The following is a 16287-nucleotide window of genomic DNA, read 5'->3' on the forward strand; positions in this document are numbered from 1 at the left end:
AAGGCTCTGCCTTGTTGCTCTCCATCTTCTGAGGTGGATTCGATATGTTAACCATTCATGTTAACGGGACAGGTACCCCCACTACCAGTTGGCCCGTACAATAGCACCTATGCCAAACAATACCTCCGAATCCCCTGCTATGGATCTGCCCGACTTTCTCACCGACGAGCAGCGGGCGATTATCACCGCCGGCTATGAGCACTCGGTGATCACCGCTGTGGCCGGCAGTGGCAAAACGTCCACACTGGCCTGGCGCATCCGCTATCTGCTGCAACAGGGCCATGATCCCAGCCGGATGCTTGTGCTTATGTTCAACCGCAGTGCCCGGATGGATTTCGAACGAAAACTACAGGAGACATGCCGCCAGAGCGGGCTGGCCCTGCCTGAGATTCGTACCTACCACGCCATGGGGCTACGGCTGTACAAACGCTTTGTCCGTGAGGGCTACCTGCCAGGCTTCTCCGAAAAGATCCTGACAGAGCAGGAAATCAGCTTTCAGGCCTGGGTGCTAACACGACGGCTGGCGCCGGAGGACCTGGCAGACGAGATACGGCGCAACAAGAAAGAATTTGTGGAGGCGGCAACTGGATTTATTGATCTGGTAAAAACCACTCTGTCTCCCCCGGAGATTGTGTTTGAGGACCTGGGTTACTCTGAGAAGCACCGCTACCTGATAGACCTGTTTCACAGCTTTGAGCAATGGCGTAAAGGACAAAGCCGCATCAGTTTCGCGGACATGCTATATGAACCGGTAATGGCAATTCATCAGAACCAGCCTCTGCAGCGGCTGGTTGGTAACAAGATGGATCTGATTCTGGTGGATGAGTACCAGGACACCAACGAAATCCAGCATCTGCTCCTGCGCTATGTTGCCGGCGACCGGGCCCGGGTAACAGTGGTGGGGGACCCGGATCAGACCATTTACGAATTCCGGGGCGCCAGGCCGGAGTTCATTCTCAAACGTTTCAGCGATGAGTATGAAAGCCCACTGGAACAGACCCTCAGTTACACTTTCCGTTATGGGCACCGCGTAGCTTTGCTCGCCAACCATCTGATCTGCCACAACAGTGGGCGCAAAGACGTATTGTGCCACTCACACCCTTCCACGCCGGCTACAGAGATTGCCCTGCACCGCACCGAAAATGACGCAGATACTGTCTTGCAGATCCTGAGCCCGGAACCGGAGGGGACATCTTCGGATAAACCCTCAGGCGCTGCAGCAGATACCGCAATTCTGTTCCGGGTCTGGAGCCAGAGTGTGCCCATAGAACTGAAGCTACTGGCCCGGCAGATTCCCTACCGGATCGATGCTGGCAAAGGCGCTTTATTCAGCCGTGAAGTGCAGGCCATCACTGCGCTGCTTTCAGTGGTTACGGGACAGCTGGAAAAACAACCGGAGGACAACCGGCTGGAGCTGGCACGACAGCTTCTGCGCTTTCCCCACGTCGGCCTCAAGGAGCCGGAACTGGAACAGCTGGCTCGATTCCTGGCCGGATTCGCCAACGACTGGCACAAACATTTGCTGGCTCTGGATTTTGGCGCACTGGCGCCCATGGCAGCGCGCAAACTGCGCAAGCTCGGTGAAGCTCTGGAGCAGCTGCAAGGCTATTCCGGCCCCGTAGCAGGGCTGATTACCGTTTACGCAGAACACACAGACTTGTATGAGGGTATACGAAGCCTGGCTCTGACTTATGACAGTGCCGAGGAACGCATTGATACCATTCACGGGTTCCGCGAATACCTGAAAAGCCTGGATGTTGACGCCGGGAGCACCCTTGCCCATCTCAAGGCGCTACGGCATCAGGCCGATGCAAAGCAACCGGACGGTGAAGGTATTCTGCTCTCCACTATTCATCGTACGAAGGGGCTGGAGTGGGCAAGAGTGATTATTCCCGGGTTGCAGGAGAAGTATCTGCCTCACAGTCCGCGACCCCAGGATGACGTCCGCGCAACTCTCGAAAGCGAACGGCGGTTGTTGTACGTCGCCATGACGCGCACGCGGCAAACGCTGCATCTGATCACCCGGCCGGTAAGCAAACAACCTCACCTGGATGGCGACCAGGGCCCCAGTCGCTTTATCGACGAATGCTGCTTTGACCTTGCCGACGAATTCGGACGATGGCTGGATGAACGGACAACTGACAACAATCCCTCCGTGAAACTTGTAGCGCCGCTCACACCCGTCAGTTCACGCTACGCAGCACAGGAAGGCATTACCCTGGAAGGCGAAGTTCAGGCAAACAACAGCACATCACCTTTGTGGCATCAGCCACACCTCAATCACGCTATTTTCGGGGCAGGTTCTGTGGTCGCAGAAGACGAAAGTTCTTTCGAAGTTCATTTCAGCAGCGGTGAAAAAATGAATTTCAGCAAAAAAAGCGCCCACCTCTATTTCAGCATTCCATCAACGCAAACCAAATAAAAGTATGCTAGTGCATGATGCAACACGTATAATTCCTGATGTAACATTAGCGCTCAAATCTTTATTTTTCGTAACTCTTTTGGTCGAAATTGTGTGCAAAATGCAATTAAGCCATTTAAACAATGCAATAGTTTTACAACGATAACCGAACAGGAGGTTCTGCATGAACATCATGCGTCCGATCGCGATTGCCGCCATTGCCACCACTTTCGCGGCTCCGGCCCTGGCTGCTGAACGCACAGAAACGGTTTATATCAACCCTTTCGCTGCGTATCAGCTTTTTGACGATGACCGTGATCTGAGCGAATCGGGCACCTTCGGCTTCGGGCTGGAGTACCGGTTCAAGCCAAACTGGGCAATTGAGGCCATGTACTCACGTGCCGATGCAGACCGCAAATACGTCCCCGGATCATCAGACTTTGAAGAAATCCGCGTAGATGGCACCTATTACTTCGCCTCTCAGGATGAAGCCTGGAACCCGTATGTTTCTCTGGGTGCCGGCCATGCTGACTTTGGCGTAAACGATGCCAGCGGTGTTCGTACCGCCGGCACCAACCACGACGAAACGCGCGTTAACGTAGGTACAGGTATACGCTACAACGTAAGCGACGCGATCTCCCTGCGTGGTGATTTGCGCGAATTCCACGGCATCGACGAAAGCACTTTTGATACACAGGTTTCTCTGGGCATCAGCTTGGCATTCAACCGCACAGTTGGAAGCGCAGCACCCATGGCACCGGCAGATACCGACAACGACGGTGTGCCTGACTCCCGCGACCAATGCCCGGGCACTCCTGCTGGCGCATCGGTTGACAGCACTGGCTGTGAGCCGGATGCAGATGGCGACGGCGTAGCCGACGTACGTGACGCATGCCCAGGAACCCCACGCGGCGCAGAAGTTAACAGCCGTGGCTGCGAACTCGACAGCGACAATGATGGCGTGGTCAACAGCCAGGATCTTTGCCCCAACACAACTGCAGGCGCAGAAGTGGATGAAACTGGTTGCGAAGGGATCACTGAAACTATCGAGACCTTCACCATCGAAGTTCAGTTCCCGACCAACAGCTCAGTGATCAACGACGCTTATGACGCAGAAATCCGTCGTGTTGCTGACGCTCTCAAGGCTAACCCAGGCACTGTTGTAGAAATTGCCGGCCACGCTGATAATCGCGGTAAAGCCAGCTACAACGAACTCCTGTCACAACGTCGCGCCGAAGCAGTAGCTGCACGCCTGACAGGTGCGCTTGGCGTTGATCCGGCTAAAGTGAGTGCGAAAGGCTATGGCGAAAATGAGCCTGTTGCCTCTAATGACACCGCTGAAGGTCGTGCTCAGAACCGTCGCGTTGAGGCCCGTATTCAGGTTCTTCGCTAATAATACCTGAGCGGACAAAGACGTAAGTGAAGTCAGGAAAGGCGCCTTCGGGCGCCTTTCTTTTTGCCAGCCCTTTTTTGATGGGAGGTGCACTCCATGTTCAGATTGCTGGCCCGCCTGGCCTTTCTGCTCGCCCTCACCGCCCCGACCCAGGCTCAGGTATTCCGTTGCAGTGACGGGAAGGGTAATACCGGGTATGCCGACACTCCTTGTGGCGAAAATTCGGAGCCCGTTCAGATCCGGGATAACCGCATAGGCGGAAGCTTCAACCAGAACCTGCCCGATCCGGATAATTTTGAAGCAAGCCCCGGTGAAATGGAGTCACAGAAAAAAACCAGCAAACCATCTCGAAAAGAACCCGAAACCTGCCGTTTTATCAACTCTACCGATCTGCGCCGGTATCTGGTCCGGGAACAGGTAGTCAAAGGCATGACCCGGGATAATGTGCGAAGGGCTTTTGGCAACCCACCCGAAACCTATGATACCCCGCAGGAAGTCTGGATTTATCAGACTCGGTATTACGGCGCACTTTATGAGCTGACTTACGTCTACTTCAGAAATGGATGTGTCGAACGTGTGGAGTACCGAAAGCCCTGACTCACCCCTTGTGCAAACCGGTTAATACTCACTCCTGATAACGTCCGGGGCGGAATGCATCCAGACAAACCGACGGCTCTTCACCATCGATCACCTGTGCAATCACATCCGCACTGCCCGCCGAAAGCGTCCAGCCGAAGGTTCCATGGCCGGTATTGAGGTATAAATTGTTGCGCGGACCACGACCAATGATGGCAGGGCCATCCGGAGTCATAGGCCGAAAACCTGTCCAGGTTTCCGCAGCATCCAGATCAGCACATCCCGGATAACGGCATTCAACGGATTTCCGGATAGTGGCAATGCGCGCTTCCGGAATATCTCGATTAAAATCAGCCATCTCCACAAACCCGGTTGCGCGCAACCGATTACCCAGACGTGTGGACACGACTTTGTAATTATCATCGTGGATAGTGGAAAACGGCGCCTTATCCGGATTCTTCAGCGGCACAGTAATGCTATAACCCTTGACCGGGTATATGGGCAACTCTAGGCCCAAAGGCCTGACCAGCTCCGGAGACCAGCAACCAGCGCAGACCACAAAGGCATCGGCGGCAAGAGTTTCCTGCTGGCCATTTTCGTCAAGAAAAACAACTGACTCGACAGCCTGGCCGCTACCCGTCAGGCGCTCAGCCTCTACCTTATAACGGAAACTGACACCTTTGCTCTCGCAAGCCTTGGCCAGTTCCTGAGAAAACAAATGACAGTCACCGGTACCATCTGTGTCGTAGCTCAATGCACCAGAAAGAGGACCATTCCGCGCCATTCCCGGTTCAGCCTCATACACCTGATCCGGGGTCAGCAAACGGGAAGCTATGCCCATTTCGTTCAGTGTCCGCTGAGTACTCCGGTACCCTTCCAGGGCTTCAGGAGTACTGGCAAGGTGCAGCAAACCACGGTGACCTCCATCAAATGCCAGGTTCAATTCCTCCTCCAATTTCAGAAAACGCTCCTGGCTGTGAATACCGAGGCGCAACATGGCACGTTTGTTTAAGCCGAACAGGCCAGGTGACCAGGCGTAGCGCAGAGTAGAAAACATAAACCGAACAGCATTCAGTGACGGCGGCACCCGCAGTTTCAGGGGCCCGTCCTGTTTGAGCAACCAGGGCAGCGCCTTGAATGTCATCTTTGGGTCAGCCCAGGGGTAAACCACACCGTAGGAACGCTGTGCGGCGTTGCCCTTGCTGGTTTCATTGCCTGCGATGGCATGCCGCTCAAGCACCGTAACCTGATGACCACGACGATTCAGTTCCCAGGCTGTAGTAACACCCACAACGCCACCACCAATAACGACAACGTGCATCTGCGCCTCCTTCCATCGTGAAACCAGAGAAAAACCTTCATCAAGGAAAGCCCTTATCCGTCAATGTAGGCCAACAAACGGACAACTGGTAAACTTGTGATCTTTAAGATCCCGGATTAGTAGTCGGAATCCCAGCCTGTATTGGAGCCTAGCATCAGCCCATGAGCAAAAAACGTCGCGAGATTCCCGTATTCGACCACCCGATCATTGAGACTCACTGTCACCTGGACTACCTCAAGGACCGCCCCCTGGAGGAAACCCTGGAACAGACACAGAGGGTTAATATCGAGCGTGTGATCACCATCGCTGTGGCTCCGGGAAACCTGGCACAAGTGCGCGAGCTCAGCACAAAAGCTCCGTGGCTTTACGGGACTCAAGGCATTCATCCACATGAGGCGGAAGGGTACAGCGACACCGTTGAAGCCGAAATCCGTGCTCACATCGGGGACAACAAGATCGTTGCGGTTGGCGAAATCGGGCTGGATTATTTCTATGACAAGGCAGATCGCACTGTCCAACGTGAGGTTTTCCGGCGCCAACTTCAGATTGCCTGCGACAATGACCGCCCTGTGGTTATTCACAGTCGTGAGGCAGATGATGACATGATGGCTATACTTAAAGAATTTGAGCAGTCTCTCACGCGTCGTGGCGTCATTCACAGCTTCACATCCGGCCCCGAGCTCGCAACATATGCTCTGGATCAGGGCTGGAATCTGGGATTCAATGGTATTACGACCTTCAACAAGGCTGAGAACGTGCGGGATATTGTTCGTATGGCTCCCATAAACCAGATTCTTCTGGAAACCGACGCACCGTATCTCACACCTGTGCCCTACCGTGGTCGGGAAAACGCGCCATTTTATCTGCCCTTTGTCGCAGAAAAAATCTCAGATATCAAAGAACTGCCTCTGGAGGACGTGATCGTGCAGACCTACAAAAACAGCCTGCAAACGTTTTTCCCTGCATAATGATCAAGCGTATCCCTATATCCGCACTGAAGGTCGGCATGTATATCACCGACCTGAACAACGACTGGATACCCCACAATACTCAGCGCAGGCGTGGGATTATCAAGCGTGAAGAAACTATCGAAAAAATCCGCAAGATGGGCGTGCAGTTTGTCTATATCGATGCTCAGAAGGGAGCGGATACTCAGGATTCGGAGACAGCTGCAGCCGTAGATGAGCGCAACGAAGAAGCTCTGCAACGCGCCGGTGAACAAAAGCCCGGCATAGCGCCACGGGTTCCTCTTCCCGAGGAAATGGTCACGGCTCTGAGAATTCATACCGAAGCACAGGAGCTGGTTGGAAACTTCATGACCAGCGCCAAGCTCGGCGCCGCCATCGACGTAGCCCCGATCCATAAACTTGCGGACGAACTGCAAAACTCGGTAACGCGCAATGCCAATGCCCTGGGTTGCCTGGGTCGCATTCGCGAAAAAGACAACTACCTGCTTGAGCACTCAGTAAACCTGAGCGTTCTGATGAGTATTTTCGGACAGTACCGAAAACTGTCTAAAGACGTAATGCACCAGACTGTTGTAGGCGCCCTTCTGCACGACCTCGGCAAAATTCTGACCCCCGACGAGGTACTGCACAAGCCCGGGCGCCTGACATCAGAAGAGTATGAAGTCATGAAGCTTCATGCCAGGCACTCCCGTGACATCCTGTCTGCAACTGAGGGCATCGGCAAACTCACGGTGATCACTGCTGCGCAACATCACGAACGGATGGACGGCACCGGATATCCGGAGGGCCTCAAGGGCGACGAAATTTCAGTGTACGGACGCATGGTTGCCATTACCGATGTATACGATGCGATTACAGCCGACCGCGTATACCACCGGGGAATGACGCCGACACAAGGGCTCAAGAAACTTCTGGAGTGGAGCGGCAGTCATCTGGACCCGGCACTGGTAAGGCAGTTCATCCGGTGCATCGGCCTGTATCCGGTAGGCTCTCTGGTTCTTCTGGACAGCGGGCGGCTTGGTGTTGTGGTTGAGATCAACGAGGAAGATCAGCGTTTGCCGGTTGTGCGGGTGATGTACCATACAAAGTTCCGGATGCCGATTACCCTTACAACCATCGACCTCTCGAAACCCTCAAGTCAGGACCGTATTTTGCGCGCGGTCGATCCGGACGAATACAGGATTGACGTAAGGAAGTTTCTTTCCTGAGCCACTCTAACCGAGCGCAAGAAAAACACCCATCAGCACCGGCGACAGAAAAGACAGAAGAAAACCGGAAGCGATTGCCACAGGAACGCAACTCAGCCCGCCGTTACTGCGTATTACCGGAAGGGTAAAGTCCATCGCAGTCGCGCCGCCATACCCTATGGCCATGGCAGGCCGGCTGCCTATAACCAGCGGTATGATGGCCAGCGCGATGATCTCGCGAAGCACATCATTCAGAAAGGCCACACCGCCCCAGGCCGGTCCCAAAGCATCTCCGATCACAATGCCAGAGAGCGAATACCAGCCAAACCCTGAAGCGAGTGCGAGCACGTCGTTCCAGGGCAGCCCCAGCACCGGAATCAGCAGCACGCCAGCCAGCAATGAGCTGAGCACAAGCACCACTGCAATGCCCAGCCCCTGAACGTTCATCAGCAGTTTACGCAGTGAAAGCCCGGCATTACGCAACTGCAGACCAATCAGGAACAAGAGCAACATCAGGGACCAGGTAGCCAACTGCTCTGCCTGTGGCATGGCCGGCAGCAGGTAAAAGCCCGCCAGCAAACCCATTAACACTGCAAACAGGGGCCTCAAGGCAGCCATGAACAACCTCAGGTAACCCGCACCCTCAGCGGACAGGTCCCGGGGCTCAGGGATCATTGGCTTATGCCGGTGCAACAACCACAGGCCTGCCATGTTGGCAACAAACAGAACCACGACCAGAGCCGACATCTGGACCGCCATGGCTCCAAGCTGGCTCACCAGACCGTCCATCTGGCCCAACCCGAGTCCCAGCAGAGCCAGAATGAAATACACCAGCGCTTCAACCAGGTAATGAATTATGGTCATCAGCCTGCGATTCTGCAGCGGTAAGGCAAACCCCATAAACAGTGGAGCAAGAATCAGCAATGCACTGGTCAGCATCAGTGCACCGGTGAGTCGGCGCGATCCTGAACCAGCACCCAGGGCGCTATGACCACAGCCCACAGCTCGGTATTGCAGTCGTACCAGGCGCGTGCCACGTCAGGCGAAACATCTCCCACATCCCCTGTAGCGAGCCATTTTTCAAAGAGGGCGCGGTTGTCTGCAGCCAGCTCGGAGGCCACTTCCAGCAAGTCCAGATTGTTGCCTACAAATACCACTTGCCCACGAGCATAGTAGGTTTGCAGTTCATGCCAGGGTATACGGGAGGTTTCCAGGTTGAGCCTGGCTTTGATTTCATCGTGATTGTGGGAGGACGACATGGCAGCCTTTTCGGATAGTGACAGTATAGACCGGCAAAAGCTTAACCGATTACACAAGCCTCATTCCAGATTTCCCTTATCTGGTCTGCCAGTGTGAGGGGATCGAACGGTTTGGGGATAACGCCCGCTGCCCCCTGGGCCAGATAACCCTGAACCTCATCATTCTGAACCTTTGCGGTCATGAACACGGCCGGTGTCGTCGCATAACCCGGTAAACTCCGGATTGCGGCCAGAGTGGCGGGACCATCCATCCCCGGCATCATCACATCCAGAAGAATCAACTGAGGCTGACACTCTCCTATCTGTTCCAGCGCCTGCTGGCCGGAATCACAAGCCGTCAGTTCAAATCCACCGATAGCTTCCAGGGCAAGTTCAGCGATAGAGCGGATATCCGGCTCATCTTCAACCATCAGAATGCGTTCAAGGCTGTGCGCTGACATCATTCTGCTCCATGTCATTGTGCTCAATACCCAGCCGTCGCATCAGTATGCGACATTCGGGGCTTTCAGACTGCTCAGCAGCCAGCAAAGCAGCTGCCCGCATCACCAGCTTTGATCGACTGACGTTGGTCCTGCTCAACACATACACTGCACCAACCAGTTCTCTCAGGTCCAGCGGTAAACGCCACTGCACCTTGATTTGGTTCCCCAGCTTTTCCGCCCAGTAGGTAATGGCTGAATCAATCTGTTCGTATTCAAGCGGCTCCTTAATCTGGTCACAATGATTCTGAAGCACCTTCAGGGCGGCCAGCTCACCTGCCCGGCTCAAGAGGCCTGCGGTGTAATACACTGCGGGGTTATCACCGACCCTGGTAGCCAGAGCGGCGGCCGATTCTGCAATTTCTACCGCCTGCTCCTGCTCAAGGCGCGCGCGCTCCGCCAGGCGCGAGCACGACAGCTTGCCGGCAATATCCAGCGACAACGCAAGCGCCTGATTCAGAGCCATGGAAACACCGATTACGCTGATCGCCTCTCTTGGTGTTTTTACCGCAGTACCGGAACGCCGGAACGAAGCACTGTTCGCCACGTCCAGCAACTTTGCATTCAGACCGGGTTCACGCTTCCAAAGCTTGGCAAGCGCTATGGCATCCAATTCATCACGTTTTTCCTGGAGGCTCAGAACTTCAGCTGTGTCAATCTGGCCAGGCAACTGGATCGCAGAATTACAAGCTGCCTCCATTTTTTCCTCCAGAGTAGTCCGGCTTTTCCCGGGATCAGCCATAGCCGAAACCAGTTCTGTAAGCTTCTGGTGCAACACATCTACCTGAAACGGCTTGCTGATGTAGCCATTAATACCTAAATGAGCTGCGGCCAGAATGGAGTTACGGTCTGCACGGCCAGTGATTATGAGAACAGGGATATCCCTGCTGGTCTTTCTGACCCTGCGAACCATATCCAGACCAGTGCCATCTGGCAGGTTCCAGTCCGCGATGACGAGATCCGCAGGTTGTTTCTCCCAGCTAACAAGTGCCTGCTGCAACTCGCCAAAAAGCTGGATTGTGGCACCCGGGCAAGCGCTTGCCACAATGGTTTCCAGCAGGTCCCCCATCAGTTCATCATCATCCAGAATCAATACATGCATATTGGCGGTCTCAGTTTGCAGTTAAAAGGTCACGACCACCGTCGGGTGCCATACTAACGCCATTGCGGCCCCTACGCTTGCGCTCAAAAAGAGCCCGGTCCGCTGCTTCAATGGCCTGTTCGCCAGACTCATAGCTGTTCAATAAAGCAACACCGGCACTGAAGGTTACTGAAAACTCCCCACTCCCACCGTTGAACACCAGCCGGGCAAAATCCTGGCAGAGCGCCTCAAGCACCTCAACCGCTTTGCCCAGCGAACACTCAGGCAACACAACTACAAACTCTTCACCGCCATAGCGACCGATAATATCTGTATCTCGCAATCGGTGCCGAAGCAGATTGGATAATGCCTTGATCACCATATCGCCAGTCCCATGGCCGTATGTGTCATTAACCTGCTTGAAGTGATCCAGATCGAGCATGGCTACTACAGAATCATGCCTGGTACGGGTACAGCGCGCGAATTCGCGATTCAGTTCGGTTTTGGCAAGCGCGTGCTTCAGCAGACCGGTAAGGCTGTCCAGCGATACCAGCTTGCCAAGCTGACGGGCACGGTAGCAACGAATCCTCACTGTACGCAGCAGAAACTCATCAGAGACCGGCTTGGTCACAAAATCATCACCACCACGGGCAAGTACATCCAGCTGCAGATCCCGGTCTTCCTCGGACGAAAAGAAAATAATAGGGAGGCTGAGCCACTCCGCCTGAAATCTCAGCATTCTGGCCAGAGCCGGTCCTTCATATTGCCCCATTTGCACATCCATAAGCAGGATGTCTGGCCGGAACTCAGCCAGTTCTGACAGCAGATCTGTCGGGTCGTCGAGGGTCCGTACCTGCAGCCCGCCACTGGTGAGAACCAACCGGTAGTGCTCAAGCAGTTCGCGGTCGTCGTCTACTATCATCACCCGACCATTAAGCGTTGCCAGTCCTTCAGCCAGGAGGTGCTCTACCCGGTCGGCAAGAGCGGGAATGTCCTGGGGATCTTCCAGGCAGGCATCAACGCCCAGGCAGGCCAACCTGTAACGAGTGGTAAAGTCGTGAGCCTCACTGAAGCAGATAACCGGAAGGCCTGAAAATCTGGACAGCCAGTGTTCCCGCTCATCCTGTAAAAAAGTATCCCGGACCATGATCAGATCAACATCTGATATGTTGTCTGGCCACAGGTGGCCGCTGCTCAGGGTTCGCACCCTGTATCCATACAGCGCCAGCCCCTGTGATATCAGATCTGCAAGCTTTTTATCCGGCTCCAGGAGCATCAATACAGCCCGGTCATCGATCTCTGTTACCCTGGGCTGTTCCCAGCTGGTCGATACGGGCTCCGTTGTATCTAAAAGAGTACAGAGACCGACAATATCGTCTTTATAGCCGGTTGTCAGAAGCTGCCTCAACTGCAGACGGATGCCCTCACTGTCGTCCCCGGCAGCAACCTGGTCAGCCAAGGGCTTCAGGGCAATCTCGAGCTTCCGCGCCTGCTCACCAAGCTGAGTAAACCCAAGGGTGCCTGCCGAGCCAGCCAGCCGGTGAAATAACTGATAGGCACCCACCAACTCTCCAATCGATTCGGAATGCTCGGATGCACTGAAAATACTGGAGACCAGTCCCTCAAGTTCACGTATCGTTTTATCCCGAAAACGATTACGAAGTGTCTCCAGTTTTTTCCGTACCTCGGAAGACGGACTTTGAGGCATAAGCACTCTTGATGATTAACGCGTGTAAACGCTGTGAATTCTCTTTCAATTGATGTTCAATCAAAGCAAGTTTTTCGGCAAATAGCCAGACAGGAGCACGATTTGAGTCATTTATCTCTGGGTACTCGTCTTGCCGTGATCATCATTCTTGGCAGCATGATAACTGTGGGCGCCATCATCTTCGCCGCATACGGCGCGTTGGTGGAAGAATTTCAGAACAATCTATCCGCACAGCAGGAAAATGAAACCACCCGGATTTCCAACCTGGTCAGTCTGAATCTTGAACTCCGCATCAACGTACTCGATCAGTTTGCCACTTTGCTGACTGACCAGAACCAGCTGCTGCCTCCAGCACAACTTACAAGGCTGCTGAAGAAACAAGAAAAACTGACAAAGCTGTTCCCCCATAGCCTGCTTGTGCTGTCACCCAACGCCATTGCCATCGCAGAAAATATTCTGGTGCCAAACAGATTGGGCACCTATTATGGCGATCGCACACACTTCAAAGAGGTGATTAAAACGGGCCGTCCAGTCATCAGCCGGCCGATTATCGGCCGAGCGACGGGCGTACCCCTGATAGTTTTTGTGGTTCCAATCAAGGGAGACGACGGAGAGGTGGCTGGCCTGCTCAGCGGCAGCCTGCGCCTGGATCAGACCCGCCTTATTCCAGAATCCATACGTAGCAAAGCCAATAAAAATGCTGTTTTCCTGGTCATAGATACTGGCAACTTCTTGTTTGTAGAGGGCTCCCGTGAAGGCAAAATGATCGAAGCTCTGCCAAACCCCGGAGAAAGTCAGCTAATTGATGCAGCTCTGTCCGGTATCCCTTTTGGCGAAGTCGAATCTGATTCCGGAGAGACACTGATCTATGCAACCAGCCACCTCCAGCGTCTTGGGTGGCTGTTTGTCCGGGCAGTTCCCAAATCTCTTGCAACCGCTCCCGCAGAAGAGGCTTTTAGCCGTTTTTTCCTGATCAGCATAGGCCTGACTCTCGGAGTTCTGTTACTGACCTTTGCAGCGCTTCGTTCAACAGCTGAGTCGCTGACACAGATGACTCAACGAATACGCTCCATGATCCAGAAACCCGAATCCTCGCGCCGCCTCAAAGAACAGGGAGCTCCCGAGGTACGGAATCTGGCAGAGGCGTTTAACCAGTTAATGGATGAACGGGATGCCACCAACAAGCTCAAAGACAGCTTTGTTTCCAACGTCAGCCATGAATTGCGAACCCCTCTCACCTCACTGAATGGCGCACTCCGGCTGCTCAATTCAGGAACAGCTGGCGAACTGCCGGAGAGCGCGCAAAAAATGACCACCCTCGCCCTCCGTAACAGTGAGCGTCTGCAGCTACTCATCGCGGATTTGCTGGATTTCAACAAACTGTCCGCAGGTGAAATGCGCGTTAACTTCGAGACTGTGGAGATTGGAGAGCTCATCAGAATAACCGTTGCCAGCAATCAATTAATGGCGAGCGAGTATTCTGTATCCTTAACCGCCAGAGATATCCCCGATTTGTCCCTGGTAACCGATGGGCACAGGCTTACGCAGATCCTCGACAATTTCATCAGCAACGCTATCAAGTTCTCACCGTCCGGGGGAGAAGTTGTCATTGAAGCAGAGGAGAAGGAGACACAGCGATTACGCATCATTGTCAGCGACCAGGGCAAGGGCGTACCCGACAGTTTCAGAGATCAGATTTTCGAGCGTTTTACTCAGGCAGAAGTCGGGACGACCAGAGCAACCAGCGGGACAGGTCTTGGACTGGCCATATGCCGTCAGCTGGCCACACTGTTAAATGGCGAGGTCGGCTTTTTCAATGACGGAGGCGCACATTTCTGGGTAGAACTTCCCGTCCGGCAAATGGATGCGGACCAGGAGCAGAAATCATGAAAGCGCCAGAGTGGCCGGATAATGAAGGCTCCCGACAGACGGCTCTGGATCAATTGAAAATTCTCGACACGCCTCCGGAAGCCCGTTTTGACCGGCTTACGCGAATGGCCGCACGGGGGCTTGATGTACCCATTGCCATGATCTCCCTGATCGACCGCGATCGACAGTGGTTCAAATCCTGTGTCGGCGTAGACCTCAGCGAAACGCCCAGAAGCATTTCGTTTTGCGGTCACGCCATAGCCAACAAGCAGCCCCTGGTAATCGAAGATACCTGGAAGGATGAACGTTTCCGCGATAATCCATTGGTAACAGGCGACCCGGGTGCCCGATTTTATGCAGGCATACCACTTTACAGTGCTGGCGGCCACGCGCTCGGCACTCTGTGCGTGATTGACCGGCTACCACGCACACTGAGCCAGGCCGATCACCAGTTCCTGCGGGATCTGGCTGACTGCGCCGAAGAGCAGATCAGTGCCCGCGAGCTGGCCATTCACTATCGTGAACAGGAACTGCATGACAAGAACGAATCCCTGGTTATGCTCAAACAACTCGCGGATCTTGTGCCTGGCGGCCTCTATCAGTTCCGCCTTTATCCAGATGGTCGTATGAGTTTCCCCTTCACCAGTAAGGGGATCGAACGCTCGTTTGGCGTAACCGGACAGCAGGCCAGAGATGATGCAAATGCACTTTTAACGCTGGTCAATCCCGAAGACTACCCGAAGGTTCTCGACTCCATCAGCAAGTCAGCGAGAGAACTCAGTACCTGGTCGGGCCAGTTCCGGGCATACGCCAAAGACGGCAGGAACCACTGGATTGAAGGCCACTCCACACCCCAGAAACTCGAAGATGGCAGCATTATCTGGCACGGATACCTGGAGGATATCGACGACAAAAAAAGAGCGCTGGTGCGGCTTCAGGAAAGTGAACAGCAGCTCCGGCGCCTGTTCGAGCTGGCACCTATCGGTATTATTCTCGTGGACTATCACTCTGCTGACTTCATTGATGTAAACACATCCATGTTGAAGTCAACTGGTTATCGCAAAGACGAATTCCTGAAACTCAACCACCACCAGTTACTGGACCCCAGTCATGTTTCAGTACGGTCCAGGGTCCTGGAAGAACTGGCAAAAACCGGATATTTCGGCCCCATCGAGCAGAAAGTCATCGACTGCAAAGGCGACAGCTATCCGGCAATTATTCACAGCATGCTGATTCGTGATGCTTCAGGCCACAAGCTGCTCTGGGTTCTGGTGGAAGATATTTCCGAGCGTAAAAAAGTTGAGCGTATGAAAAACCAGTTTGTGTCTACTGTGAGTCACGAACTACGCACGCCGCTCACCTCCATAGCAGGGGCCATCGGATTACTGGCCGGAGGCGCCGCCGGAACACTCCCACCCAAAGCAATGGAAATGATGGTTATTGCCGAGCGTAATGCCCGGCAGCTGACAACCCTGATCAATGACCTGCTGGATATCGAAAAGCTGGTCGCGGGCAAGCTGAACATCCATGTGCAAAAACAGCCTCTGAAACCTCTGCTGGAACAGGCTGTCATCATCAACCAGCCCTATGGTGCACAGCGGGGAATTACCGTTCACCTTGCTGCCGGAACGCCGCTGGCGGAAATAGTTGTAGACGATCAGCGGCTATTGCAGGCACTGAACAACCTGATTTCCAATGCGATAAAGTTTTCTCCGGATAATGGCCGCGTTGACCTTTCTGCCCGACTGCAGTCAGGCCTGGAGAGCCCAATGGTCTCCATCTCCGTGCAAGACAGCGGCGAGGGTGTTCCCGAGACTTTCCGGAATCAGATTTTTCAGCGTTTCGCCCAGGCCGACAGTTCAAACACCCGCAGCCAGGGCGGGACTGGCCTGGGGCTGGCCATCACCCGGGAGCTGATTACAGCTATGGATGGTGAGGTCGGTTTCGAGTCTCCTCCGGGCCAGGGGGCTAACTTCTGGATACGCCTGCCGGTGGTGACCAGTGACGAGCACCCGAAAAAACCCGACAGCCTTTAACTGGCTGAC

At 54.2% G+C, this 16287-nt stretch carries 13 protein-coding genes; 7 read left to right on the plus strand and 6 right to left on the minus strand.

Features of this window, described 5'->3' with window-relative positions; translation table 11 throughout:
- Positions 1-109: 109 nt before the first annotated feature.
- The 3 genes from DS878_RS13535 (at position 110) to DS878_RS13545 (ending at position 4391) form a co-directional block, all read left to right on the plus strand.
- Entirely contained in the window at positions 110-2422 is a 2313-nt protein-coding gene (locus DS878_RS13535; protein WP_113816444.1) for an ATP-dependent helicase, read from the plus strand.
- A gap of 163 nt (positions 2423-2585) precedes the next feature.
- Entirely contained in the window at positions 2586-3794 is a 1209-nt protein-coding gene (locus DS878_RS13540) for an OmpA family protein (protein ID WP_113816445.1), read from the plus strand.
- A gap of 96 nt (positions 3795-3890) precedes the next feature.
- A complete protein-coding gene (locus DS878_RS13545; RefSeq protein WP_113816446.1) occupies positions 3891-4391 on the plus strand; it encodes a DUF4124 domain-containing protein in 501 nt (166 codons plus the stop codon).
- 28 nt (positions 4392-4419) lie between these two features.
- Here DS878_RS13545 and DS878_RS13550 read toward each other — a convergent pair whose 3' ends face one another.
- Positions 4420-5691, minus strand: coding sequence for a D-amino acid dehydrogenase (locus tag DS878_RS13550; protein ID WP_113816447.1), 1272 nt, complete (start codon positions 5689-5691; stop codon positions 4420-4422).
- 161 nt (positions 5692-5852) lie between these two features.
- On the opposite strand from DS878_RS13550, the gene DS878_RS13555 reads away from it, so the two are divergent.
- Together DS878_RS13555 and DS878_RS13560 are read left to right on the plus strand one after the other, a co-directional pair.
- A complete protein-coding gene (locus DS878_RS13555; RefSeq protein WP_113816448.1) occupies positions 5853-6659 on the plus strand; it encodes a TatD family hydrolase in 807 nt (268 codons plus the stop codon).
- Complete coding sequence (locus DS878_RS13560; protein ID WP_113816449.1) at positions 6659-7867, plus strand: HD-GYP domain-containing protein; 1209 nt, start codon at positions 6659-6661, stop codon at positions 7865-7867. Before DS878_RS13555 ends, DS878_RS13560 begins: the two co-directional genes overlap by 1 nt.
- A gap of 6 nt (positions 7868-7873) precedes the next feature.
- Here DS878_RS13560 and DS878_RS13565 read toward each other — a convergent pair whose 3' ends face one another.
- The 5 genes from DS878_RS13565 to DS878_RS13585 are packed head-to-tail and all read right to left on the minus strand — an operon-like array spanning position 7874 to position 12373.
- Entirely contained in the window at positions 7874-8785 is a 912-nt protein-coding gene (locus tag DS878_RS13565) for a lysine exporter LysO family protein (protein ID WP_113816450.1), read from the minus strand.
- Complete coding sequence (locus DS878_RS13570) at positions 8785-9105, minus strand: DUF2288 domain-containing protein (protein WP_113816451.1); 321 nt, start codon at positions 9103-9105, stop codon at positions 8785-8787. Before DS878_RS13570 ends, DS878_RS13565 begins: the two co-directional genes overlap by 1 nt.
- Positions 9106-9146: 41 nt before the next feature.
- Complete coding sequence (locus DS878_RS13575; protein WP_113816452.1) at positions 9147-9545, minus strand: response regulator; 399 nt, start codon at positions 9543-9545, stop codon at positions 9147-9149.
- Complete coding sequence (locus DS878_RS13580; RefSeq protein ID WP_113816453.1) at positions 9526-10686, minus strand: response regulator; 1161 nt, start codon at positions 10684-10686, stop codon at positions 9526-9528. Before DS878_RS13580 ends, DS878_RS13575 begins: the two co-directional genes overlap by 20 nt.
- Before the next feature lie 10 nt (positions 10687-10696).
- The gene (locus DS878_RS13585) at positions 10697-12373 is read right to left on the minus strand and encodes a diguanylate cyclase (protein ID WP_113816454.1); all 1677 of its coding nucleotides are present in this window, start codon (positions 12371-12373) and stop codon (positions 10697-10699) included.
- A gap of 102 nt (positions 12374-12475) precedes the next feature.
- Between DS878_RS13585 and DS878_RS13590 the strand changes: the two genes are divergently transcribed.
- Together DS878_RS13590 and DS878_RS13595 are read left to right on the plus strand one after the other, a co-directional pair.
- Positions 12476-14263: an ATP-binding protein gene (locus DS878_RS13590; RefSeq protein WP_261977849.1), complete on the plus strand. Its 1788-nt coding sequence runs from the start codon at positions 12476-12478 to the stop codon at positions 14261-14263.
- A complete protein-coding gene (locus tag DS878_RS13595) occupies positions 14260-16278 on the plus strand; it encodes an ATP-binding protein (protein ID WP_261977851.1) in 2019 nt (672 codons plus the stop codon). The genes DS878_RS13590 and DS878_RS13595 overlap by 4 nt, the downstream gene beginning before the upstream one ends.
- The last annotated feature ends 9 nt before the right edge of the window (positions 16279-16287 follow it).

This window comes from Marinobacter sp. F3R11, assembly GCF_003318275.1.
In the GTDB taxonomy this organism is placed as follows: Bacteria; Pseudomonadota; Gammaproteobacteria; order Pseudomonadales; family Oleiphilaceae; genus Marinobacter.